Source organism: Arthrobacter sp. HS15c (assembly GCF_040812005.1).
Classification (GTDB): domain Bacteria; phylum Actinomycetota; class Actinomycetes; order Actinomycetales; family Micrococcaceae; genus Arthrobacter.
Genome location: NZ_JBFOHM010000003.1, coordinates 274,508 through 297,777, shown reverse-complemented (window position 1 = coordinate 297,777; position 23,270 = coordinate 274,508). Strand labels below are relative to the sequence as shown.

The 23,270-nt window shown below is 66.6% G+C and carries 23 protein-coding genes; 12 read left to right on the top strand and 11 right to left on the bottom strand.

Features of this window, described 5'->3' with window-relative positions; genetic code table 11:
* Positions 1-4: 4 nt before the first annotated feature.
* The 4 genes from pcaH to ABV518_RS06435 all read right to left on the bottom strand — a co-directional run bounded on the left by pcaH (position 5) and on the right by ABV518_RS06435 (position 4,718).
* Complete coding sequence (pcaH, locus tag ABV518_RS06450; RefSeq protein ID WP_131131966.1) at positions 5-880, bottom strand: protocatechuate 3,4-dioxygenase subunit beta; 876 nt, start codon at positions 878-880, stop codon at positions 5-7.
* A gap of 52 nt (positions 881-932) precedes the next feature.
* Positions 933-2,882, bottom strand: a complete 1,950-nt coding sequence (locus ABV518_RS06445; protein ID WP_367766014.1) for a TIM barrel protein — start codon at positions 2,880-2,882, stop codon at positions 933-935.
* Positions 2,882-3,763, bottom strand: coding sequence for a shikimate dehydrogenase (locus ABV518_RS06440; protein ID WP_367766013.1), 882 nt, complete (start codon positions 3,761-3,763; stop codon positions 2,882-2,884). Before ABV518_RS06440 ends, ABV518_RS06445 begins: the two co-directional genes overlap by 1 nt.
* Positions 3,764-3,902: 139 nt before the next feature.
* Entirely contained in the window at positions 3,903-4,718 is an 816-nt protein-coding gene (locus tag ABV518_RS06435; protein ID WP_367766012.1) for an IclR family transcriptional regulator, read from the bottom strand.
* A gap of 232 nt (positions 4,719-4,950) precedes the next feature.
* Here ABV518_RS06435 and ABV518_RS06430 point away from each other — a divergent pair, with 232 nt between their 5' ends.
* A complete protein-coding gene (locus ABV518_RS06430; RefSeq protein WP_367766011.1) occupies positions 4,951-6,270 on the top strand; it encodes an MFS transporter in 1,320 nt (439 codons plus the stop codon).
* A 115-nt stretch (positions 6,271-6,385) separates the two neighbouring features.
* On the opposite strand, the gene ABV518_RS06425 is transcribed toward ABV518_RS06430, so the two are convergent.
* Positions 6,386-7,462 carry an ATP-dependent DNA ligase gene (locus ABV518_RS06425; protein ID WP_367766010.1) on the bottom strand — a complete coding sequence of 359 codons (1,077 nt, stop codon included), beginning with the start codon at positions 7,460-7,462 and terminating at the stop codon, positions 6,386-6,388.
* A gap of 105 nt (positions 7,463-7,567) precedes the next feature.
* Between ABV518_RS06425 and ABV518_RS06420 the strand changes: the two genes are divergently transcribed.
* Entirely contained in the window at positions 7,568-8,566 is a 999-nt protein-coding gene (locus ABV518_RS06420; protein ID WP_367766009.1) for a TIGR03885 family FMN-dependent LLM class oxidoreductase, read from the top strand.
* A complete protein-coding gene (locus ABV518_RS06415) occupies positions 8,563-10,257 on the top strand; it encodes an alpha-amylase family protein (RefSeq protein ID WP_367766008.1) in 1,695 nt (564 codons plus the stop codon). Before ABV518_RS06420 ends, ABV518_RS06415 begins: the two co-directional genes overlap by 4 nt.
* Positions 10,258-10,267: 10 nt before the next feature.
* Here ABV518_RS06415 and ABV518_RS06410 read toward each other — a convergent pair whose 3' ends face one another.
* Positions 10,268-12,001, bottom strand: coding sequence for an alpha-glucosidase (locus ABV518_RS06410; RefSeq protein ID WP_367766006.1), 1,734 nt, complete (start codon positions 11,999-12,001; stop codon positions 10,268-10,270).
* Between the two features lie 100 nt (positions 12,002-12,101).
* Here ABV518_RS06410 and ABV518_RS06405 point away from each other — a divergent pair, with 100 nt between their 5' ends.
* Both ABV518_RS06405 and ABV518_RS06400 read left to right on the top strand, forming a co-directional pair.
* Complete coding sequence (locus ABV518_RS06405) at positions 12,102-13,328, top strand: pyridoxal phosphate-dependent aminotransferase (RefSeq protein ID WP_131131974.1); 1,227 nt, start codon at positions 12,102-12,104, stop codon at positions 13,326-13,328.
* Between the two features lie 127 nt (positions 13,329-13,455).
* Positions 13,456-13,692, top strand: coding sequence for a hypothetical protein (locus ABV518_RS06400; protein WP_131131975.1), 237 nt, complete (start codon positions 13,456-13,458; stop codon positions 13,690-13,692).
* An 87-nt stretch (positions 13,693-13,779) separates the two neighbouring features.
* Here ABV518_RS06400 and ABV518_RS06395 read toward each other — a convergent pair whose 3' ends face one another.
* From ABV518_RS06395 to ABV518_RS06385, 3 genes are all read right to left on the bottom strand, one after another.
* The gene (locus ABV518_RS06395) at positions 13,780-14,067 is read right to left on the bottom strand and encodes a MoaD/ThiS family protein (protein ID WP_367766005.1); all 288 of its coding nucleotides are present in this window, start codon (positions 14,065-14,067) and stop codon (positions 13,780-13,782) included.
* Complete coding sequence (locus ABV518_RS06390) at positions 14,060-15,214, bottom strand: WD40/YVTN/BNR-like repeat-containing protein (protein WP_367766004.1); 1,155 nt, start codon at positions 15,212-15,214, stop codon at positions 14,060-14,062. Before ABV518_RS06390 ends, ABV518_RS06395 begins: the two co-directional genes overlap by 8 nt.
* Before the next feature lie 73 nt (positions 15,215-15,287).
* Positions 15,288-15,488, bottom strand: coding sequence for a hypothetical protein (locus ABV518_RS06385; protein ID WP_131131978.1), 201 nt, complete (start codon positions 15,486-15,488; stop codon positions 15,288-15,290).
* 299 nt (positions 15,489-15,787) lie between these two features.
* Between ABV518_RS06385 and ABV518_RS06380 the strand changes: the two genes are divergently transcribed.
* The 6 genes from ABV518_RS06380 (at position 15,788) to ABV518_RS06355 (ending at position 21,332) form a co-directional block, all read left to right on the top strand.
* Complete coding sequence (locus tag ABV518_RS06380; RefSeq protein ID WP_367766003.1) at positions 15,788-16,477, top strand: hypothetical protein; 690 nt, start codon at positions 15,788-15,790, stop codon at positions 16,475-16,477.
* Positions 16,478-16,581: 104 nt separating this feature from the next.
* A complete protein-coding gene (locus tag ABV518_RS06375; protein WP_367766002.1) occupies positions 16,582-17,310 on the top strand; it encodes a class F sortase in 729 nt (242 codons plus the stop codon).
* A 55-nt stretch (positions 17,311-17,365) separates the two neighbouring features.
* Complete coding sequence (locus ABV518_RS06370) at positions 17,366-17,878, top strand: universal stress protein (RefSeq protein ID WP_367766001.1); 513 nt, start codon at positions 17,366-17,368, stop codon at positions 17,876-17,878.
* A 330-nt stretch (positions 17,879-18,208) separates the two neighbouring features.
* Entirely contained in the window at positions 18,209-18,559 is a 351-nt protein-coding gene (locus ABV518_RS06365; protein WP_310166590.1) for a metal-sensitive transcriptional regulator, read from the top strand.
* 47 nt (positions 18,560-18,606) lie between these two features.
* Entirely contained in the window at positions 18,607-18,837 is a 231-nt protein-coding gene (locus ABV518_RS06360; protein ID WP_367766000.1) for a heavy-metal-associated domain-containing protein, read from the top strand.
* A 26-nt stretch (positions 18,838-18,863) separates the two neighbouring features.
* On the top strand, positions 18,864-21,332 hold the full coding sequence (locus ABV518_RS06355; RefSeq protein ID WP_367765999.1) for a heavy metal translocating P-type ATPase: 2,469 nt from the start codon (positions 18,864-18,866) through the stop codon (positions 21,330-21,332).
* 33 nt (positions 21,333-21,365) lie between these two features.
* On the opposite strand, the gene ABV518_RS06350 is transcribed toward ABV518_RS06355, so the two are convergent.
* On the bottom strand, positions 21,366-21,638 hold the full coding sequence (locus tag ABV518_RS06350; RefSeq protein ID WP_310166583.1) for a DUF2277 domain-containing protein: 273 nt from the start codon (positions 21,636-21,638) through the stop codon (positions 21,366-21,368).
* A 210-nt stretch (positions 21,639-21,848) separates the two neighbouring features.
* Here ABV518_RS06350 and ABV518_RS06345 point away from each other — a divergent pair, with 210 nt between their 5' ends.
* Complete coding sequence (locus ABV518_RS06345) at positions 21,849-22,112, top strand: WXG100 family type VII secretion target (RefSeq protein ID WP_367765998.1); 264 nt, start codon at positions 21,849-21,851, stop codon at positions 22,110-22,112.
* 95 nt (positions 22,113-22,207) lie between these two features.
* On the opposite strand, the gene ABV518_RS06340 is transcribed toward ABV518_RS06345, so the two are convergent.
* A complete protein-coding gene (locus ABV518_RS06340) occupies positions 22,208-23,260 on the bottom strand; it encodes a DMT family transporter (protein WP_367765997.1) in 1,053 nt (350 codons plus the stop codon).
* Between the last annotated feature and the right edge of the window lie 10 nt (positions 23,261-23,270).

The window sequence follows — 23,270 nt, the reverse complement described above, 5'->3', positions numbered from 1 at the left end:
GTGCCTATTCCTCATCACCCTCTGCGCCAAGCGCCTCATTTTCGGTCCAGGTCCGCTTCGGCCCGGTCAGGACGATGTCCCAGTTGTAGCCCAGGGCCCACTCGGGTTCAGTAAGGTCGTGGTCGTACTTGGCCACCAGACGATCCCGGGCGTCCGGATCCACGATGGTCTGGTAGATGGGGTCCAGCGGGAAGAGCTGGTCGCCCGGGAAGTACATCTGGGTGATGATGCGCTGGGTGAACTCGGTCCCGAACATCGAGAAGTGGATGTGGGCAGGGCGCCAGGCGTTGAGGTGGTTCTTCCACGGGTAGGCGCCGGGCTTGATCGTGGTGAACCGGTAGGAGCCGTCCGGGCCGGTGATGCAGCGGCCGATGCCGGTGAAGTTGGGGTCCAGCGGGGCCGGGTGCTGGTCGCGCTTGTGCATGTAGCGGCCGGCGGCGTTGGCCTGCCAGATTTCCACGAGCTGGCCGGCAACGGGGCGGCCGTCGCCGTCGAGGACCTTGCCTGCGACGATGATGCGCTCACCCTGGGGTTCGCCGTTGTGCTGGATGGTCAGGTCCGACTCCAGGGCGTGCACGTCCTGGTGTCCGAAGGCCGGCGAGTACAGCTCGATGGTCTCCGGGTCTGCGTGCTGCAGGCTCTTGGTGGGGTGCCGCAGGATGCTGCTGCGGTAGGGCGGGTAGTCCAAACGGGGCTGGGTCTCGGCGGGTGTGCCGTCCTTGAGCGCCCGGGCATACGCCTCGCCCATGGCGTTAATCTCTGCACTGAGATCGGCCTGGGTCTCGATGGCACGGTCCAGGGGCAGGTGCCCGGCATGGGGTTCGGCGGCCGGTACGAGCTCGTCGGTGTCAAGCTGTTCGGTAGTGATGTGCTGCGGCACGGCTGGCTCCTTTCGTGGTTGCGTTGCTGTTGTTAAGGTGCTGGGATTCGGGTCAGGTGCGGTGCAGGAGGTCGTACTGGACTGCGTGCCGGACGGGCGCGTTGGGGGCGCCGTAGCCGTCATAGTTTCCGCGGCGTTCCACCATTTCGAAGAACACGCTGCCCACCGTGGCGGTGTAGAAATGCAGGAACTCGCCGTCGGCGTCGCGGTCATACAGGAGGTTCAGTCCCTGCAACGTGGCCAGGAACTCCGGCGCCAGGCCGAACCGTGCGTCCAGGTCCTCGTAGTAATTCGCCGGGATCTCCAGGAACTCCAGTCCGCGGGCCTTGCAGTCCCGCGCTGTGGCCACCAGGTCGTCCACGGCGAAGGCGATGTGTTCCTGGTAGGTCCTGCGCTGGCCGGTGCCACCGCCGGCGGACCCCGCAGCGCCGGAACCACCCGACGCTCCGTCCTGCTGGATGAGCGGGGCGAGGTTCAGCACGAGACGCACGGCGCGGTTTTCGGTGAGCATCACCTGGGAGCGGACCAGGCCGGTGGGGCTGGGAACCTCCGCGAACGGCTGCGGTTCCAGGGCCAGGGCGCTGGTGTAGAAGAGGACCGCCTCGTCAAAGTGCTGCCAGGGCTGGGCCAGGTTCACGTGGTCGATCACGGCGGAGGCGCCCGCAGCGGGCACTTCCAGGCCCTCGCCGAATTCGCTGGTCCAGGCCGCGGTCCCGTCAGGGCTGCCCTGGCACAGGAAGATCTCCGTGGAGTCCGGGGCGGCGAAGCCCTGGAACACTTCCTCGTTCGCCTGGCTCTTGCGGTGCACCGCCGGGGCCTTGAGCTGCTGGGCGCGGGCGGAGGCAATGACGGGTGAATCGACGTCGAAGCCAAGGGCAGCGATCGCAGGCGTTGTGTCCCCGGCGTCGGGGCCGGCCTCGTTGATGATCACCCGGGCGTGGCCCATGGTCCACAGCTGGACGTCCTTGGTGCGGTGGTGCCCGTTGAACTCGAAGCCCAACTGGCCCAGGACTGTCTCCAGCCCGGCGGTGTCGGCCGCCTTGACCTCGGCGAAGTTGAACCCTGCCGGCTCGGCCACCTGCGGCAGGGTGGCCAGCTCCATCGGATAACGACGGCGGCCCGCGGCCTGGGTGACCGCCGCCGCGGCGCCCGGCGCGGCCCCGGACAGCACCGGGGCGTTGGCCTCCAGCCACTTGGCGCTCTGTTCCTCCAGCCAGATCAGCGAGCGCATGCCGTCCACGGCCGTGCGCTCCACGTCTGACTGGCGGAAGACGTCATTGAAGATCTCGAGTGACACGGGGCCGGCATAGCCGGCGCGGACCACGTGGCCCATGAACTTGGCGAGCTCGAACTGGCCTTCACCCGGGAAGACCCGGTAGTGCCGGCTCCAGGACAGCACATCCATGGACAGTTTGGGGGCGTCCGCCACCTGGACGAAGAAGATCTTCTCCGGGCTGAACGCTTCGATGGGCGCAGTGTCCCAGTCGCGGGACAGGATGTGGAAGGAGTCCAGGCAGGTGCCCAGGTTGGGGTGGTCCACGGCTTCCACCAGCCGGTGCGCGTGCTCGTAGTCGCTGACGTACTTGCCCCAGGCCAGGGCCTCGTAGGCCACCTTGACGCCGTGGTCGCCGGCCAGTTCGGCCAGGCGGCCCAGCTGTTCGGTCCGGAGGTCGTCGCTGTCGATGCTGGCGGTGGCCACGTTGGAACAGACCAGGATGGTGTCCATGCCCAGCCGGGCCATCAGCCTGAACTTGGCTTCGGCGCGGCGGAGGTTGGCGGCCAGGAGGTCCTCGGACACGCTGTCGAAGTCGCGGAAGGGCTGGTACAGGTCAAGGGTCAGGCCCAGGTCTGCCGCCATCTTGCGGACGTCCTCGGGCGTCAGCGGCGAGGTCACCAGGTCCTGCTCGAAGATCTCGATGCCGTCGAAGCCCGCGATGGCGCAGGCCTGCATCTTCTCCTTCAGGGTGCCGGAAAGGCAGACGGTGGCGACTCCGGTGCGCATCAGGCGGCCACCTCTTCCGCCGCCACAAGTTCCAGGAAGTGCGAACGCATCCTGTCGGCGTCGGCTGTCAGCCCGGTGAAGATCCGGAAGGCATCCGCCGCCTGTCCCACGGCCATCCGGCCGCCGTCCAGGACGTCGCAGCCTTTGGCGCGTGCGCCGCGGACCAGTTCGGTGTCGATGGGGCGGTAGACGATGTCCGCCACCCAGTGCCGGGATTCCAGCAGGTCCAGGTCCAACGGGACGCCGGGGTGGGCGGCCATTCCCACGGGGGTGCAGTGGACCAGCCCGTCGGCGAGGGGCAGCAGCTGTGGCAGCTCCGCCGTCGCCCGTGCCGTGACGGTGCTGTGCGGGAAGAAGCCGGCCAGTTCCGCGGCCTTTGCGGCGCAGCGGGCGGGATCCACGTCCACCAGGTCCAGGGCCTTAACGCCGGCGGTGAGCAGGGCATAGGCGACGGCGGATCCGGCGCCGCCGGCACCCAGCTGGACTACCCGGTCCAGCTTCGCGCCCGGAAGACCGGAGGCGAGGGCGGCGGCAAAGCCGGAGAAATCGGTGTTGTGGCCGATAAACCGGCCGTCCTCGATCACCACGGTGTTGACGGCGCCAAGCCTGAGGGCGTCCGGGGAGATTTCATCCAGGTGCTGCAGCACGAGCTGCTTGCAGGGGTGCGTGATGTTCAGGCCGTTGAAGCCAAGGCTGCGGGCGCTCTGCAGCAGGTGGCCGACGGATTCGCCCGGGAGGCCGAGCTCCAGCAGGTCGATGGGGCGGTACAGATAGCGCAGGCCCTGCACGTCGCCTTCGCGTTCGTGCATGTGGGGGGTGAGTGACGGCATGACGCCATCCCCGACCAGTCCCACCAGGTAGGACTCAGTTCGATTACTCATCCGTGCAGCTCCTTTGGTAACGGCACCGGGCGGTCGGCGCAGGCCAAGGCGAGCGCGGCGGGTCCGGTGTTAGGGATTACAGTACAGCACATGTTCACATCTCGCACTCTTGTTCGAGATACGAACACTTGCTTCTAGGTCAGCGCTGCGGGAGGCGGGCAGCCAGCTCGGCCGCCGCCTCCTGCAGCACGGGAACGTGGGAAACCAGGGCTTCCAGGCTCAGGCGGAAGACCGGGACTGCCGTGGCGAGGGAGGCGAACGCGTGGCCCTGGGAGTTGAAAAGCGGGACGGCCACGGCACGCATCCCGGTCTCGTTCTCCTCATCCATGACCGCGAACCCCTGGCGCCGGACCTTATCGATTTCGGCGCGGAAGGCATCCCGGTCGGTGATGGAGTGCTCGGTGAGGGGATTCAGCTCCAACTCGGCCAGGAGGCGTTCCCGCTCAGAGTCCTCGGCGAACGCCACCAGCGCCTTGCCCACCGCAGTGGTGTGCAGCGAGCCGAGATGGCCCGGATCGCTGGTCACGCGGAACATCTGCGGGCCGTCCACCTTGTTGACCGTCAGGTGGTGGTGGCCGTCCCTGACGCTGAGGATGGTGGCCTCGCCCGTCTGCTCCGTCACGCGGCGAAGGACCGGCATTGCCGTGCCGGCGAAGCCGTGGTGGTTGGACACGCGCTGGCCCAGCTGAAAGATGCGCAGGCCCAGGTGGTAGCGGCGGCCATCCGGTTCGTAATCCACAAATCCGTCCCGCGTGAGCGAGCCCAGCAGACGGTAGGTGGTGCTGAAGGGCAGGTCTGCACGGCGGGAGATTTCCGCGGCACTGGCGCCGCGGGGCTCGTCCCCCAGGAGGACCAGGAGGCCCAGGGCCTTGCCCACCATGTCCGTCCGGTCACCTTTGGCCGCCTTTGGCTCGGGGGAAACGTCATCGACCTCTGTGGCTTGGTTCACACTCATATGTCGATGTTGCCACATCGTGGCAACTATTTCTAGATGGTGATTATTTTCTTGACAAGTGACTGTCCTCACAGCCATCATTGCTATATCGCACAAGTAGCTCCCACCATGTGGCTACTGCCCGGGTTCCCCCCGCACCTCCAGCCGTGCCGTGCCGTGCCTTACCCCAGGCAAGCGCCGGCTGCGAGCCCCTGATCCATCCGCGACAAAGTCGTCACATCAAAGGAATTCCATGAGCCAGAAACTTCCGTCCGCCGAGCCAGGCATCGCCGCCCCGGCCGGGACGCCGAAGAAGGCAGCCCTCGCAAGCTTCCTGGGCAGCGCCGTCGAATACTACGACTTCTTCATCTTCGGTTCCGCCGCCGCCCTGATCTTCCCCACGGTCTTCTTCCCGAATGCTGACGCGAACGCGGCCATCATGTCCTTCGCCACCTTCGGCTTTGCCTACGTGGCGCGGCCAGTGGGCGCAGTCATCCTCGGTCACTTCGGTGACCGGGTGGGCCGGCGGAAGGTCCTGATGTTCACCCTTCTGCTGATGGGTGCCTCCACCTTCCTGATCGGCTGCCTGCCGGACTTCAACACCGTTGGCTGGTGGGCTCCTGCCCTGCTGGTGCTGGCCCGGCTCTGTCAGGGCCTATCGGCCGCGGGCGAACAGGCCGGCGCCTCCTCCATGACCCTGGAGCACGCTCCAGACAACCGCCGCTCCTTCTTCACGTCCTGGACCCTCACCGGAACCCAGGGTGGCCAGATCCTCGCCGCCCTCGCCTTCATCCCCGTCCTGGCCCTCCCGGACGACATCAAGTACGGCATCGGCTGGCGCGTCCCGTTCTGGCTCAGCGCCGTCGTCGTGATGGTTGCGTTCTTCATCCGCCGCACGCTGCACGAGCCCCCGGCCTTCGAGGAAGCCCAGAAGAACGCCGAGATCTCCAAGCTCCCCGTGGCCGATCTGCTCAAGAGCCACTGGCGCGACGTCCTCCGCGTGGTCTGCTGCGCGTTCATCGCCGCCGTCTCCACTGTGTTCGGCACCCTGGCCATCAGCTACGCCAAGACCGTTGCCGGCGTTGACGGCACCACCACCCTGTGGCTGGTAGTGGGCGCCAACCTCGTAGCCCTGGGCACCCAGCCTCTCTTCGGCAAGCTTGCCGACAGGATCGGCCGCAAGCCCGTCTTCATCTACGGCGCACTCTCCAGCGCCATCCTCACCCCGGTGTTCCTGCTCAGCCTGGAATCCGGCAGCGTCCCGCTGATGTTCCTCGCAGCCATCGGATTCTTCTCCTGCGGCTACGCTGCCTCCAACGCCGTCTGGCCGTCCTTCTACGCCGAGATGTTCAGCACCAAGGTCCGGTTCTCCGGCCTGGCCATCGGCACGCAGCTGGGCTTCCTGATGGCAGGCTTCGCCCCGGCGATCGTGGCAGCCATGGGCGGCATCAAGCCCGGCGGCTGGGTCCAGATCAGCGTCTTCACCGCCATCATCTGCTCCATCGCGGCCATCTCCGCGCTTACGGCGAAGGAAACCTTCAAGGTCCCCACTAAGCAGCTCGGCCTGAAGTAACGCATCAGCCCGGCTTTGAGACCGGAAAGCCCGCCATTCCCCCAGATGGCGGGCTTTCCCCGTTGAAAAGTGGGCCATTCCGGCAGCAAGAGCACGACGGCGGACGGCTGGGTTGCTAGGGCCGCCCGGTTTCCAGCACGGAAGCCAGGTCGAAGTTCACTGGCTCCTCCAGCTGCGCGTAGGTGCATGATTCCGGGTCCCGGTCCGGCCGCCAGCGGTTGAACTGGGCGGTGTGGCGGAAGCGGTCGCCCTCCATGTGGTCGTACCTGACCTCCACCACAAGCTCCGGCCGCAGCGGCACGAAGGACAGGTCCTTTCCGGCGCTCCAGCGGCTGCCTTCGGCGTTCCGCGGTGTCCGGTCGCCTTCCTCCTGCTTGGCCCACGCCCACGGGTGCCCGTCGAAGTCGGTGACCAGCTGCTGCAGTTCGGCAAACAGTTCCTGGCGGCGCTTCATCGGGAAGGCCCCGATCACGCCCACGCTGGCCAGGCCGCCGTCGTCCTTGTACAGGCCGAGCAGGAGCGAGCCGATCACGTCCGTGCCGCTCTTGTGCACGCGGTAGCCGGCCACCACGCAGTCGGCAGTGCGTTCATGCTTCACCTTGAACATCACGCGTTTGTCCGGCTGGTAGGAGCCGTCCAGCGGTTTGGCCACGATCCCGTCCAGGCCGGCTCCCTCAAATTGCCGGAACCACTGCTCGGCGGTGTCCTTGTCCTGGGTGGCGGCCGTGAGGTGGACCGGCGCCTGGCTGCCGGCCAGCGCCTGCTCCAGCGCGGCCCGCCGCTCGGAGAAGGGCCGGCCGGTGTAGTCCTCGTCCCCGAGGGCCAGCAGGTCAAAGGCCACAAACTTCGCCGGCGTCTGCTCTGCCAGCAGCTTCACCCGGCTGGCGGCGGGATGGATGCGCTGCTGGAGGGCGTCGAAGTCCAGCCGGTCCCCGGACCTGCCTACCAGGACAATCTCGCCGTCCAGCACGCAGCGCGGCGGCAGGTTCGCCTTCAGCGCTTCCACGACTTCCGGGAAGTACCGCGTCATGGGTTTCTCGTTGCGGCTGCCGATCTCCACCTCGTCGCCGTCGCGGAAGATGATGGACCGGAAGCCGTCCCACTTGGGCTCATAGCTCAGTGCGCCGTCCGGCATTCCACTGACAGCCTTGGCGAGCATCGGCGAAACGGGCGGCATCACGGGAAGTTTCATAGGCCCCATTCTTGCCCGGCGGCCGCGCCGGCGGTAGGGCCTGGATCGGCAAAGCCCGGCTGAAAGGCCTCGACACCGCACACCACAGGCCTGTAGACCTTAACGATGGTCACCGTCGGCTTTCACGCCTCGCATGAACAGATCAGTCCCCGCCAACTCCTCACAGACGTACAGCACGCCGAGCAGGCGGGTTTTGACGCCGCCATGTGCTCGGACCACATTGAGCCGTGGTCCGCCCGGCAGGGCCATTCCGGCTTCGCCTGGTCCTGGCTGGGGGCCGCGCTGGCCACAACCGGCCTCCGCTTCGGTGTGGTGACAGCCCCGGGCCAGCGCTACCATCCGGCCATCACCGCCCACGCCTCGGCCACCCTGGCCGGCATGTTCCCGGGCCGGTTCTGGCTGGCCCCGGGCAGCGGCGAAAACATGAACGAGCACGTCACGGGCGAGGCCTGGCCGCCCAAGGAAACACGCCAGCGGCGCCTTGAGGAGTGCGTGGACATCATCCGCCGCCTGCACCGCGGCGAGGAGGTTACCCACCACGGACTGGTGACGGTGGAGCAGGCCCGGATCTGGGATGTGCCGGAGCCTCCGCCGCCGCTGATCGCGCCGGCCATCAGTGTGGACACCGCCCGCCGTTCCGCCGCCTGGGCAGACGGCCTGGTGACGGTGAACCAGCCGCCGGACAAGCTGAAGCACATGCTGGCCGCCTACCGGGACAACGGCGGCCAGGGCCACGCCATCCTGCAGGTGCACCTGTCCTGGGCGCCGCGCGAGGAGGATGCCGTGGCCACGGCTCTGGACCAGTGGCGGACCAATACCTTCGCCCCGCCCGTGCCGTGGGACCTGCCCACCGCGGCCCATTTCGACGGCGTCAGCGGCCATGTTGGCGAGGACCAAGTCCGGAAATCGGTGAACATCTCCGCCAGCCTTGATCAGCACGCCGAGTGGCTGGCAGGGTACGCGGCCCTGGGCTTCGACGAGCTGTACCTGCACTTTGTGGGCCAGGACCAGGCCCTGTTCATCGAGGCGTTCGGCGCTGACGTGCTGCCCCGGCTGCGTCCTGCTAATGTTCCGGATGCTCGCGTGAAGGAGGCCACGCCGTGAGGATCGCGGAGACCTCGGACCTGTGGTGGAAGAACGCCGTCATCTACTGCCTGGACGTGGAAACGTTCTTCGATGACGACGGCGACGGTACCGGCGATTTCGCCGGCCTCACCCAACGCGTTGACTACCTCGCGGCGCTGGGGGTCACGTGCATCTGGCTGATGCCGTTCTACCCGTCGCCGGACCGCGATGACGGCTACGACGTCACGGATTTCTTCACCGTGGATCCGCGGCTGGGCACCATGGGCGACCTGGTTGAGTTTGTCCGCAGCGCCAAGGACCGGGGGATGCGGGTGATCGCGGACTTCGTGGTCAACCACACCTCCAACCAGCATCCGTGGTTCGTGGAGGCCCGGAAATCGAAGGACAACCCGTACCGGGACTACTACGTGTGGCGGGCGGATACTCCCCCGGACACGTCCTCGGAGGTGGTGTTCCCCGGCGAGCAGACGTCCCTGTGGACGAAGGATGACGCCACCGGCGAGTGGTATCTGCACATGTTCGCCGAGCACCAGCCGGACCTTAACGTGACGCATCCCAACGTCCGGAACGAAATCGCCAAGGCCATGGGGCTCTGGCTCGAGTTGGGCCTGGACGGCTTCCGGCTGGACGCCGTGCCGTTCTTCCTCGAAACCCGGGGCCAGCCCAAGGACGAAGCCGCCAACTTGGATCCGCATGAGTACCTGAGCGCGCTGCGCAGCTTCCTGGGCCGCCGCAACGGCAGTGCCGTGATGCTCGGTGAGGTCAACCTGCCCTACAAGGAACAGCTGGAATACTTCGGCGGCGTCGAGGGCAACGAGCTGAACATGCAGTTCGACTTCATGACCATGCAGCACCTCTACCTGTCCCTGGCCCGCCAGGACGCCCGGCCGCTGGCCGAGAACCTGAAGAGCCGGCCTCCGCTGCACCCCGACAACCAATGGGCCATGTTCGTCCGCAACCACGATGAACTCACGCTGGACAAGCTCAGCGACGCAGAACGGCAGGAGGTTTTCGCCGCCTTCGGCCCCGAGAAGAACATGCAGATCTACGGGCGCGGCCTCCGCCGCAGGCTGCCGCCCATGCTCGGCGGTGACGCCGAAAGGATCCGGATGGTGTATTCGCTGATGTTCTCGCTCCCCGGTACCCCGGTCCTGTTCTACGGCGAGGAAATCGGCATGGGCGAGGACCTGCGGCAGAAGAGCAGGGCCGCCGTCCGCACCCCCATGCAGTGGAACAGCACTAAGAACGGCGGATTCTCCAGTGCGAAGGCGTCCGATCTGGTGGTCCCGCTGGCCCGCGGCGACTATGGTCCGGCGAACGTCAACGCGGCCGCTGCCAAACGTGACCCGGATTCGCTCTGGAACTTCATGGCCAGGCTGATCCAGCGCTACCGCGAGTCCCCCGAACTGGGCTGGGGCGAGTTCGCCGTGATCGACCAGCCCGAACCAGCGGTCTTCGCGCACACCTGCACCTCGGACGGGGCCGCCATGGTGCTGCTGCACAACTTCGGCACGGAAAAGGTGAAGGTCGCCGGCAAGGTGGGCGGTGAGGATGCGCCGAAACGGGCCTACCGGGGTGCCACCCTGCTGGACGTGCTCGACGGCGGCGACGTGCCGCTGGAGCCCGACGGCGGCTTCACCGTTGAGCTGGGCCGTTACGGTTATCGGTGGTTCCGCGTGCAGCAGCCGGGCGACCGGCTGGCGCCGTAGCCGGCCGCAGCTACCGGTTCCGGCGCAGAACCCGCACTTCCCACGGCCGGAGGTCCATGCCGCCGTCGGACGGGTAGTTTCCCAGCACCTGGCCGGCGCCCGCCCAGGCGGGATCCCCGGTGTCGGCTTTCTGGACTGAACCGGAGAAGTTGCCCAGCACCAGCAGTTCCGCGTCCGGCAGCGAGCGGGTGAACGCGTAGACGTGTTCGTCGTCGGGAAGCAGCATGGTGAAGTCCCCGTAGGCCACCACCGGATCCGTGTGGCGCAGTTCGATGACCCGTCGGTAGAAGCTGTAGACGGACTCCGGGTCGTCCACTTGCGCGGCCGCGTTAATGGTGTTGGCGTTCGGATTGACGGCGATCCAGGGCGCACCCGTGGTGAAGCCGCCATGGCGGCTGGCGTCCCACTGCACCGGGGTCCGGGCGTTGTCCCGGTTGAGCGGGGCCAGCGCGGCCAGGACCTCGGCGTCGGTGTGGCCGAGGTGGGTGGTGGCTTCCCGGTGGTGGTTGAGGACCTCGATGTCCCGGTAGTCGCTGATGGCGCCGAAGGTCATGTTGGTCATGCCCAGTTCCTCGCCCTGGTAGACGTAGGGCGTGCCGCGGTGCAGGTGCAGGACGGCGGCCAGCATCTTGGCGGACAGCTCGCGGTACTGGCCGTCGTCGCCGAACCGGGACACGGCCCGGGCCTGGTCGTGGTTGCCCCAGTAGAGGCTGTTCCAGCCGCGCTCCCCCAGCGCCTCCTGCCAGCGGCCCAGGGACTTCTTCAGGTCGGTCAGCAGGAGCTTCCTGGGCCGCCATTTGTTGCCGCCCTCCTGGTCCAGGGCCACGTGCTCGAACTGGAACACCATGTCCACCTCCTCCCTGGCAGGATCGGTGAACAGCACGGCGTCCTCCACGGTGACGCCGGGCATTTCGCCCACGGTCAGCAGGTCCTTGTCCCGGCCGGCGAAGACTTCCTGGTGCATCTCCTGGAGGAACTCGTGGATCCGCGGGCCGCAGATGAAGTACGGACCGCCGTCGCCATAAAGCATGCCGTCCGCGCGCGGGCCGTCCGGCAGGGACGGGTCCTTGGAGATGAAGTTGATGACGTCCATCCGGAAGCCGTCCACGCCCCGGTCCAACCACCAGTTCATCATGTCGTAGACGGCTGCCCGGACCTCCGGGTTTTCCCAATTCAGGTCGGGCTGCTTCCTCGAGAACAGGTGCAGGTAGTACTCGCCGCTGGCGGCGTCGTACTCCCAGGCCGGACCGGAGAACGCGGATCCCCAGTTGTTCGGTTCCGCCCCGGGCGCACCGGGCTCTGCGCCGTCCCGCGGAGCCCGCCACCAGTACCAGTCCCGTTTGGGGTTGTCCTTGGACGAGCGGGATTCGACAAACCACGGATGCTCGTCCGAGGTGTGGTTGACCACCAGGTCCATCACCAGCTTCATGCCGCGGTCGTGCAGGCCGGCCAGCAGTTCGTCCAGCGTGCCAAGGTCGCCGAAGACCGGGTCGATGTCCCGGTAGTCGCTGATGTCGTAGCCGTTATCGTCCTGCGGCGAGCGGTAGACCGGGGACAGCCAGACGACGTCGACACCCAGGTTCCGGAGGTAGTCCAGCCGGCCGATAATCCCGCGGAGGTCGCCCACGCCGTCGCCGTCGGAATCGGCGAAGCTGCGGGGATAGATCTGGTAGACCACTGCGCTTTTGAACCATTCCCTGCCCGCTCGGCGGGCTGTTTCCGGCTGGGTTTCCTGGCTGGTCATGGCTTCCTCCTGGGACGCGGCGCGGCGGGATGCAGGCTCAGTGAAAGTCTGGTTCCCGCGGGTACTGCGGTCAATGGCCCCAGCTGTGAAAAGATCAACCATGCGCGCTATGCAACACTCCAGCAAACTCCAGAACGTCCGGTACGAACTCCGCGGGCCCATCCTCCAGGCGGCCAAGAACATGGAGGCCGAGGGACACAGGATCCTCAAGATGAACCTTGGGGACACCGCGCCGTTTGGCATGGAAGCGCCGGAGTCCGTCGTGGTGGATATGATCCACCACCTGAGGGGCGCGCAGGGCTACAGCGATTCCAAGGGCATCTTCTCCGCCCGGACCGCCATCTCACAGTATTACCAGACCCGCGGGCTCATGCAGATCGGCGTGGAGGACATCTTCATCGGCAACGGCGTCAGCGAGCTGATCTCGATGTGCCTGCAGGCGTTTATGGAAAACGGCGACGAGATCCTGGTCCCGGCACCCGACTACCCCCTCTGGACGGCCGCGGTGACCCTGACCGGCGGCAAGCCCGTGCACTACCTCTGCGACGAGGCGGAGCACTGGTGGCCGGACATGGCCGACGTCGAGTCAAAGATCACCAGCCGCACCAAGGGGATCGTGATCATCAACCCCAACAACCCCACGGGTGCGGTGTACCCGCGGCACATCCTGGAACAGTTCGCCACGCTGGCACGAAAGCACAACCTGGTCCTGTTCTCTGACGAGATCTACGAGAAGGTGCTGTACGAGGAAGCCACGCACATCCACACAGCCTCCGTGGCTGAAGACGTGTGCTGCCTGACGTTCAGCGGCCTGTCCAAGGCCTACCGGATGCCCGGATACCGGGCAGGCTGGGTGGCAGTCACCGGCCCCCTCGCCGCCACCGCCGCCTACCGCGAAGGACTCGAACTCCTCGCATCGCTGCGCCTGTGCCCCAACGTCCCGGCCCAGCATGCAATCCAGACCTGCCTGGGCGGCTACCAAAGCATCGAGGCGCTGGTGCGGCCGGGCGGCAGGCTGCGCGACCAGCGAGACCTCGCCTACAAGCTCCTGACGGCCATTCCCGGCGTCACGTGCGTCCCCGCCGCCGGAGCCATGTACCTGTTTCCGCGCCTTGACCCGGAGCTTTACCCCATCAGAAGTGACGAGCAGTTCGTCCTTGACCTCCTCCAGGACCAGAAGATCCTGGTCTCCCACGGCTCGGCCTTCAACTGGCCGGCGCCGGACCACTTCCGCTTTGTGATCCTCCCGTCGGTCCTGGACATCGAGGAAGCCGTGCGCCGCATCTCCACGTTCCTGGCAACGTACCGCAGCAGCGTCGCGGACTGACCGGCGTTCGGGGCGCCGAGATCTAACCGGCCCCTAACCGTCAGGAAACGCGGGCGCAACAATGCCCCGCCACACTGGAACTGCCGGCAAGCGCAGGCGCCCAGCTCCAGTCCAGGAGGCCCCAGCCATGTTGAAGGAAGTCAAAGCCCATGTAACCCGGGTCCGCGCCCTGGACCAGCTCCACCGCGGCGACGAAATCGAAGCGCGCCTCTCAGTGGGGCCAAGCTACGACGACGTCGTGATCCGGCGCGGAAGCGTCCAGGAGACCGCCCCGGGCATCGGCGTCGTCTGGATCATGGACCGCCACACAGGAATGCGCAAGGCGATCAATACGGACGAATGCAGCGTGTGGCGCATCGCCTGAGAAGGCAAACGGCGTTCCACACACCAACAACACCACAACGGCGGGCGTAGTCAGTCAGGACTGCCCGCCGTTTTGGAGCCGCCCGGCCTACCCGCCGGCCACCGACTGGATGATCAGCACTTCCTGGCCGTCCGCCACTTCAGTTTCCAGGCCCTGGAGCCTGCGCACTTCGTCGCCGTCCACGTAGATATTCACGTAGCGTCGCAGCGCGCCGGTCTCGTCCCGCAGGCGCCTGGCCAGCACCGGGTAGTCCCCCGTTACCGAGTCCAGGAGCTTTCGCACCGTCACTGGCCCGTCTGCGGGCGAAGTCAGGATGGACTGCCCGCCGGCCAGCGGCTGCAGGATACTCGGCAGCACCACGCTGATATCAGGCACCCTGGGCCGCCGCCGTTTCCGGAACACGAGACTCGGACAGCCCCGCCCCTGCGACGACGGCGGCGCGGACACACAAAACGTCCGGGAGATGGCTGACCACTTCAGCAAACGTCTCGCCCTCATCCGCGCTGGCGTACACCGTGCCGCCGCGGGTGCCGAAGTAGACTCCGGCCGGCTCGGCCGAATCCACGCCCGCGGCGTCCCGGAGCACACTGTTGTACTCCCCCTCAGGCAGGCCCGCAGCCAGCCGCTTCCAGGTGGCCCCGGCGTCGTCCGTGCGGTGCACGGCGAGCTTTCCTTCGGGGGGGATGCGTTCGCCGTCGGCCTTCAGCGGAACCACCCAGGCAGTCCCTTCCCGGCGGGGGTGGGTGAGCATCACAAAGCCGAAGTCCGCCGGGAGCCCGTCAGCGATCGACTCCCAATGCTCGCCGTTGTCGTCCGTGCGGTAGACACCGTGGTGGTTCTGCGCGTAGAGGCGGCCCTCGACGGCGGCATCCGCGGCAATCTTGTGCACGCACTGGCCGAATTCGGGGTAGGGATCGGGATTGAAGCGGGCCGAAATACCCTTGTTCCTGGCCTCCCAGGAGGTGCCGCCGTCGAGCGAGCGGTACACGCCGCCAGTGCTCATGGCGATGTGGACGTTGTCGCCTGCCGGGTTGACCACGATCGAGTGGGCGGCGGCGCCGCCGTAGCCGGCACCCCACTCGCTGCGGTGGGGGTGGTCCCACAGTCCGCGGTTCAGTTCGAAGTGCTCGCCGCCGTCGGTGGATTTCCACACGGAAATGGGTTCGGCGCCTGCCCACACGACGCCGGGCCGCGACTCTGCGTCCGGATAGATCTGCCAGATGCGCTCGACGGCGGCTCCGGTGTCTTCGGGAAACGTGATGGCTCCCTGTTCGGGCTCGGTCCACGTGGCGCCAAGGTCATCTGAGTGGGCCACGGTAGGGCCCCAATGCTCGGACCTGACGCCCACCATGATCCGGGTCCGTCCGTCCCGGGTATCTATGCCAATGCTGGGAATCTCGCTCATCAGGAAGTGCGGACCGGAGAAGGACCACTGCCTCCGGTCCCGGCTGGTAGCCAGCCAAAGGCCTTTTTTAGTTCCGATCGCCAGGACAAAACTCTCTGTGGTTGCCATGCACCCCATGCAACCACTCAGGCCCTAAGGCTGCAACGGTTTGTGGGCAGCAAAGACTTACGCCCCGCTTACTCCCGCACGCCTAGTCCACGAATTCCGACTGGGTCTCGATGAAATCCCAGTCCGCCTCCGTGAGGACTGCAACGGGATTCTCAGGGTGGGGTCCTCCCGCCTCGGCGATCCCCTGCAGCACCGCCAGGGGCAGCTCCTCGGCACGCAGGTTTTCCCGGAGCCATTCCTTGGATGCCAGCTCCAGGTCCAGCCACCACATGTAGATTTCCATGCCCGTCACGCCCTTTCGTATGACTCAACGTTAGGCGCGCCCATGTCCACGTTCAAGGGTCCCGATATTGGGGGCCGGCTGACAGCTGAGGGACCAAGTAGTGTTCCCTCGTTTCCGCGTAGTAGCAGGTATCGCCGCAGTTCAGCGGCTTCCAAAGTCGAGTACCCTCTACTCGCGACTGCCTCTTGCGGCCACCCTAGCCTGAAGTGACAAGCAAGCTGACCGTGCTGCTGGGGCACTCAGAGTCACCGCTACTCCCCCTCGTCATGGTCCGTTTCACACAAACTGGGGAGAAAACAATGAAACGTACATTCGCCACACTGGGCGTCTTGGGGCTGGGGCTGATCGGCCTGACAGCACCGGCCATGGCCGCTCCTAATCAGGTGGTCGTCTGCCACGCCGGCGGAACAGGCGCAACCGTGTGGGATGCAATTGCATTCAACGTGAACGGCCTGAGCGGCCACGCCGGGCATCCCGATGACATCATCCCGCCGAACTCTTCCATACCGGGCGGCCTGAACTGGACGAACGACGGGAAGATCACCTACATCGCCAACTGCGCCCCGTTGCCGCCGGGCGAGGAACCTCCGGTGTACCCGCCGGTGGTGCCACCCGTCGTCGTCCCGCCCGTCGAACCGGTCGTTGTAGTACCGCCGGTCGAACCGGCCGTTGTGGTACCACCGGTCGAACCGGCCGTTGTAGTACCGCCGGTCGAACAAACGGTGGTCCCGCCGGCCGTGGTGGAAGCACCGGTGGTGCAGTCACCGGTCGTGGTCCAGGCACCGGCGACGACAGCCGTCACAGGTAAGACGCCGGCGGCCACCGGGGCAGTCGCTGTCAGCCAGGGCACCAACCAGGGTTTCAACGCGCAGACTGCCGTGGGCGGAAGTGAGAGTGCCCCCACCTGGCTCGCGGGCCTGGGCGTGATGCTCGGTGCGGGTGCAGTGGTTGCGATCCGCCGCAGGTCCTTGGAAGCACACGCAGACTAAGGCCGCAGTTCGGACTGGGCCGGACTGACACGAGGGCGCCCCGCCAGATCACGGCGGGGCGCCCTTTCTGTAAGCACACTTTCCAAAACGCCGAGAGGAGCATCGTGGCAAAGCAATCCGGACGGCACGAAGTGCCGAAGCGGCGCCGCGGCTTGAACCGCGCAGACATCGCCATCCTTGCCTGCGGCGTCATGGGTTTCCTGTCTTTCACGTTTGGTGGCCCGCTGCTGGACCAGCACGGGGCCCCCACGCCGGGAACAGACACGGCCGCCTATTCCGCCGGGACGTCGTCGGTCTTCGAACTGCCGTTGCCCCTGGCAGTTTCGGGCGTCCCTGCCACCCCGGCGGCATCCGCGCCGGCTGCGGTACCGGTATCCGCCGGACCGGTCCTGCCGGAGGCTTCGGCCCCGCAGCGCATCATCTACCCGAAAGCTGCCATGGACACGGCCGTCCATCCGCTGGAACCGGACAGCACCGCCGTCGAAAACGAGACCATCGTGCCGCCCACCACCAAGGACGGTTACTGGCTGACGCCGTTCGGTGTTCCGGGGAACGGCTCGAAGAACACCACCTACGTCATCGGCCACAGCTGGGAGGGCCAGGACGCCCCGTTCAACCACCTCAGCTCCGCGGCGGTCGTTGGCGACGAATTCGACGTCGTTACCGCCACCGGAACCATCCGCTACCGCGTGGACAGCGTGAACACCTACCTCAAGGCCGCCCTCAAGGACAGCCCCATCTGGGACATGGTGCCCAGCCGGCTTGTGCTGATCAGTTGCTACACGGAAGACCCGTGGGGCAAGAACGTGGTGGTCTCCGCCTCCCCGGCATAACGAAGCCCCTGCTCAGGGGCCTGTTCAAGTACGCCGGCCGGGCAGAGAATGAGCTATGACTCCAGAACGATTCAGCGGTCCACCCCCACTGCTGGTTGGTGTGATGCCCGACCAACACCCCGAGGTCCTCCGAACGGCAACGCAGCTGGCGGCGCGGCTCTCCGCCCCGATGCTCTGCGCCTACGTTGATGAGGCGAGTTACCTGGTGGAGTGGGATCCGGCCCGGTCCGCGCACAGGTTGTCCCTTCATCCCGAGAAGGATGATGAGGATGTCCGTGCCGTGACGATGGGGATCCGGGCAGTCATTGAAGACGCCGTCGGCACTGCCGGAGACCCTGCCATCAACTGGACCCTCCGCACCTTGGCAGGGGATCCTGCCCGCGCCCTCGCCCGGCTGGCCGCGGAGACCAACGCCCCCATGATTATCGTGGGGACCTCGGAGCGGGGGCTCGCGCACCGGATTTCAGAAGCACTCAATGGCTCAGTTGGAGCATGGCTTAGCCATCACCAGACCCGGCCGGTCCTGGTGGTTCCGTACCGGATGCCTGCGCACGAGGACGCCGGCTGAGGCCGAAGATGCCGCAAAACCCATGGCTGAGGTGCCTCGAAATAATAAAGCGAAAGTAGTTATTCGAGGTGGTGGCGGACGGCTCTACCGGCAAGTAAGCTGATTCAAGCAGAACGATCCAGCCCGATGGAGTGGATCGCTAATCTGCTCCAAATACTGCTCCGGAGTGCGTATCCCCCAATAACGCACTCCGGAGCTTTTTAATGCCCAATTCCAGGCGCCGCGGCTGCCGGGGAACAGGCGATGCAGGCACGTCCCTTCCTGGCCCGGGTAAGCCAATACCCCCAGGGGGTACTTGCGGGATACCCCCATGGGGTATATGTTGGCACTATGAATGCACCGGAAGACGCTGTTTTGGAGCCGGCCCACGGCCCAGGCTCCCCGCCTGAGCATGGCTACACCGGGAACAAAGACGCTTACCTGCGCCGGCTCAAACGCATTGAGGGCCAGGTCCGCGGCATTGCCCGCATGGTTGACGAGGACAAGTACTGCATCGACATCCTGACCCAGGTTTCGGCCGTCACCAAGGCCCTGCACGCCGTCAGCCTTGGGCTTGTGGAGGAGCACATCGGCCATTGTGTCGTCGGAGCTGCCTCTGAGCCCGATCCCGCACTCCGGGCCGAAGCTATCGACGTCAAGGTCAAGGAAGCGGCCGATGCCATCGGCCGCCTGCTTCGCTAAACCACCCATTCGCCGGCACCGCGCCGGCCCCCACAAAGGAGCCAGCCATGAGCACCACCTCCACCACTGTCAGCGTTTCGGGTATGACGTGCGGCCACTGCGTCTCATCGGTGAGCGAAGAACTTGAATCGCTCGCCGGCGTCGAAGCGGTCGACGTCGACCTTAATGCAGGCGGCGTCTCCACTGTCACCATTACTTCCAGCCAGGAACTCTCACCTTCCGAGATCGGCGAGGCCGTAGCCGAGGCCGGGTACCTGGTAGTGGCCAACGAGGCCTGAATCTTCCACCGAACAGAGGAAACGCCGTGAGCACTGAGCATCTCCATCCTGGTGAGAGCCGGGTGGTTGACCTTGATATCGAGGGCATGACCTGCGCCTCCTGCGTGAACCGGGTGGAGAAGAAGCTCGGCAAGCTCGGGGGCGTGGAAGCCTCGGTCAACCTCCCCCTCGAATCCGCCCACGTAAAAGTCCCAGCAGGCATCACGGACGAACAGATCACCGCCACCGTGGCAGCGGCGGGATACAAGGCAAGGGTCCGCCAACCGCGCTACCCGAACAAGAGCGTCCGGCACGACGGGATCGGCGCCCCACCCGCGAGCGGCGACGCCGGGGACTTGCGGCAGCATGCGTCTAAGCGAGGCACGAGCGAGCATGCCGAGCAAGTGGCCGGCGGCGGTGCGCAAGGCGACCACATGGCACACGGCGGCGGTGCGCAAGGTGACCACATGGCGCACGGCGGCGCGGCACAAGAGCTGCGGCCGCGGCTCATCGTGGCAGCCGTCCTCACGGTGCCGGTCTTCCTGATCTCCATGGTCCCTGCCTTCCAGTTTGCAAACTGGGGCTGGGTGGCGGCGGCTCTCGCGTTGCCCGTCGTCAGCTGGGCGGCGTGGCCGTTCCACCGGGCCGCGGCCATCAATGCCCGCCACCTGGCATCCACCATGGACACGCTGGTGTCCATCGGAGTGATTGCCGCTTACGTCTTCTCGGCCTGGCAGCTGTCCAGCAACCCCCGGATGACGGAACACCCGGGGATGGAGGGGATGGAACCTGGCGGGCTCTACTTTGAGGTGGCTGCGGTCGTCACCACGTTCCTGCTTCTTGGCCGTTTCCTGGAGGCAAATGCCAAACAGAAAGCCGGCGACGCACTCAAGGCACTGCTGAACCTGGGCGCGAAGGACGCCACGGTCCTGCGCAGCGGCAGCGAAACCAAGATCCCGGCCGAAGATCTCCAGGTGGATGACGTCATCGTGGTCCGGCCCGGCGAAAAGATCGCGACGGACGGCGTGGTGGTCGAGGGCAACTCCGCCGTGGACGCGTCCCTGGTCACCGGCGAGTCGGTACCTGTGGAGGTAGGCCCGGGCAGCAAGGTCACCGGAGCCACCATCAACACCTCGGGCCGGCTGCTGGTCCGTGCCGCCCGTGTGGGTTCCGAAACCACCCTGGCGCAGATGGCCCGGCTGGTTTCCCAGGCCCAGACAGGCAAGGCACCAATCGCCCGCCTGGCCGATCGGATCAGCGCCGTGTTCGTGCCGGTGGTCCTGGTCATCGCCGCCCTGACCTTCGCGGCGTGGCTGTTCCTGGCGGGCCCGGCCGTCAGCGAAGCCGAACTGCGCGCCGCCTTCACCGCCGCCGTCGCCGTTCTGGTCATCGCCTGCCCCTGCGCGCTGGGACTGGCCACCCCGGTGGGGCTGCTCACCGGAACCGGCCGCGGCGCCCAACTGGGCATCCTGATCAAAGGCCCGCAGGTGCTCGAGGACACCCGTACCGTGGACACCATCCTGCTGGACAAGACCGGAACGGTCACCAGCGGCCAGCTCGCCGTTGACGATGCCATGGCTTTTGAGGGGTTCACCGCGTCCGAGGTCCTGCGCCTCGCCGGCGCCGTGGAGGCAGCCTCGGAGCACCCCATCGCCCACGCCATTGCAGCAGCCGCCCTCACCCAGACCAGTGAACCGGCGGCGCTGACGGCACGTCCGCCCCGGAGCCGGGACGGTCAGAACGACGACGGCGGGCGGCTTCCCGCCGTCGGGCAGTTCCGCTCGGCACCGGGAGGGGGCGTGGCCGGCACCGTGGAAGGCCGACCGGTGCTGGCCGGCCGAACCGGCTGGCTGCACGATAACGGCGTCCACATCTCCCGCGAACAGCAGGAGGCTCTGCAGGCCGCCGAGGCATCCGGGGCAACGGCCATCTGGGTGGCGCTGGACGGGACCGCGGCGGGCATCATCAGCCTCCGGGACACCATCAAGCCGGGATCCGCGGAAGCCATCAGACGGCTTAAGGCCCTGGGGCTCCGGCCCATCCTGCTGACCGGCGACAACGCCGCCGTCGCCGCGCAGGTGGCGGACGCCGTCGGCATTTCACCGGAGGATGTGTTTGCCGGAGTGCTGCCGGCCGGGAAAGTGGATGCTGTCCGGAGGCTGCAGGCCGGCGGAGCCATTGTGGCAATGGCGGGGGACGGCGTGAACGATGCCGCCGCCCTTGCCCAGGCGGACCTCGGCATCGCCATGGGTTCGGGCACCGATGTGGCCATCGAGGCCGCGGACCTCACCGTGATGGGCAACGACCTGGGCCAGGTGGCGCAGGCCATCGAACTGTCCCGCAGGACCCTGGCGACGATCAGGACCAACCTGTTCTGGGCCTTTTTCTACAACGCGGTGGGCATCCCCGTGGCCGCGCTGGGCCTGCTCAATCCGATGATTGCCGGCGGCGCCATGGCGGCGAGCTCGGTCCTGGTGGTGGCGAACTCACTGCGGCTGCGCAGCTTCGGCAGGTAACAACCTCAGGCGGGCGACCCCGCCGGCCGGTACTCAGGCCGTGCCGAAGCGCACCGCAGCCCTCGCCCGTGCTTTGGCGGCCTCCTCCTCGCGGTCCTTGGCCGGCGCGTGGCTGACCAGGGAGTCCAGGAGGTGCTGGGTGATATGGGCGATCTCATGCACGGCCTCGGCAAAAGCTTCCTCGTTGGCTTTCGACGGCTTGGTGCTGCCGCTGATTTTGCGCACATACTGCAAGGCGGCGGCGTGCACCTCCTCAGAGGTGGCGTGCGGTTCAAAGTTGTGGAGGGTTCGGATATTCCGGCACATAAGGCCATGCTAGGCTCTGGAACGCCTGGGATCGACCCCCTGCTTCGTGCTGTTGGAGGCCTTCCGCCCATGGGGAGTGGTGCATGGGCAGCGGTCCCCATCGACAGTGTTTTGGGGCCGGGATAGGTTCTAGGTAATGGATCTTCCGGATCAGCCGGGGGCCGCTGGGGATGCCGACCTGGATCGGATCCAAGACTAAGGAGAATACTCATGGCTTTGTGGGGCGCAGATGTAGAACAGCTCAGGACTCTCGGCACCAAGCTGCAGCATGGTGCAAACGAGATCGAGCAGCAGAAGAACAACCTGAACACCCTGCTGGACTCCACGCAGTGGATGGGCCCGGACGCGGACGCCTTCAAGCAGCAGTGGAAGGGTGAGCACATGACCCAGCTGACGCGGGTCGCTGAATCACTGAAGGAAGCCAGCCAGAAGGCCACGCGGAACGCCCAGGAGCAGTCGGACGCTTCACACTAGCCACAGCAGGATTACCAACGGGCCCGGACACAACACAGTGTCCGGGCCCGTTGGCGTTTACGCAGCGCCCAGCGCAGTTGGAGGCGGACCGGCAGTCAGGGGACGGGTTCGACGTCGTTCGCGTGCTCCAGCGGTGATGGCGCCTTCCGCCGGGGTGCTTCCTCGTCCACCACCGGAGCGGCGGCCTTGGCCTGGCCCCGCAGTTCATCGAGCCTGACCAGGATGACGCCGCCAACAATCAGCGCCCCGCCCAGGAGCTGGATGGCACCCGGCAGTTCGCCGAGGAGCAGCCATGCCCAGATCACGGCAAAGAGCACCTCGGTCAGCGAAACGAAGGATGCCACCTTGGAGCCGAGGGCCCGGGCGGCCATGATTCCGGATACGTAGGCCAGGACTGTTGCCAGCACCACCAGGCCGCCCAACGAGACCCACCACGGCGTGACCCACGGACCAAGTTTGGTGTCCGCGGTGCTGAAAGCCATGGGAAGCAGTCCGGTTGCGGCGGCCAGCCACATCACGGCCGCTCCCACCATGAGGCCGCTGGAGGCAAGGACGATCGGTGGCAGGGAATCGTTCTCCTTGGCGGTGATGAAAAAGTACATGGCCAGGCACACCGCTGCCGCGATCCCCCAGAGCACGCCGACCACATCGATCTTGACGGTGCCGGTGAGGTCAAGGACCAGCACCAGCCCGGCGAGGGACAGCAGCGTCCCGCCGAAGGTCAGTGCGCGCGGCCGTTTCCGGCCGGCGGCCCAGAGCCAGAGAACAATGATCACCGGGGCCAGGTACTCCAGGAGCAGCGCCACTCCGACCGAAAGGCGGGCCACCGCGTTGAAATAGAACAGCTGGCAGGCGGCCACACCGATGAGGCCGAACAGCACGATCGTGACCCAGTTGTCCCGCAATTGGTGCCACCTGCCGCGCAGGGCAGGAATGGCCGGAATGGCAAGGATCAGGGCGGCGCCGGTGAGGCGCGCGGTCACCGCGGCCCCGGGAGACCAGCCCGTTTCCAGGAGCGCCTTGGCGAAAGATCCTGAGATGCCGAAGACGGCGGAGGAGAACAGCGCGATTCCAAGGCCCGAGGCCAAAAAGCCGCGGCTGGCTGTGATGTGGCCGGCGGTCCCGGCCGGGTTGGTGGCGGCAGGCATTGTCGCCTCC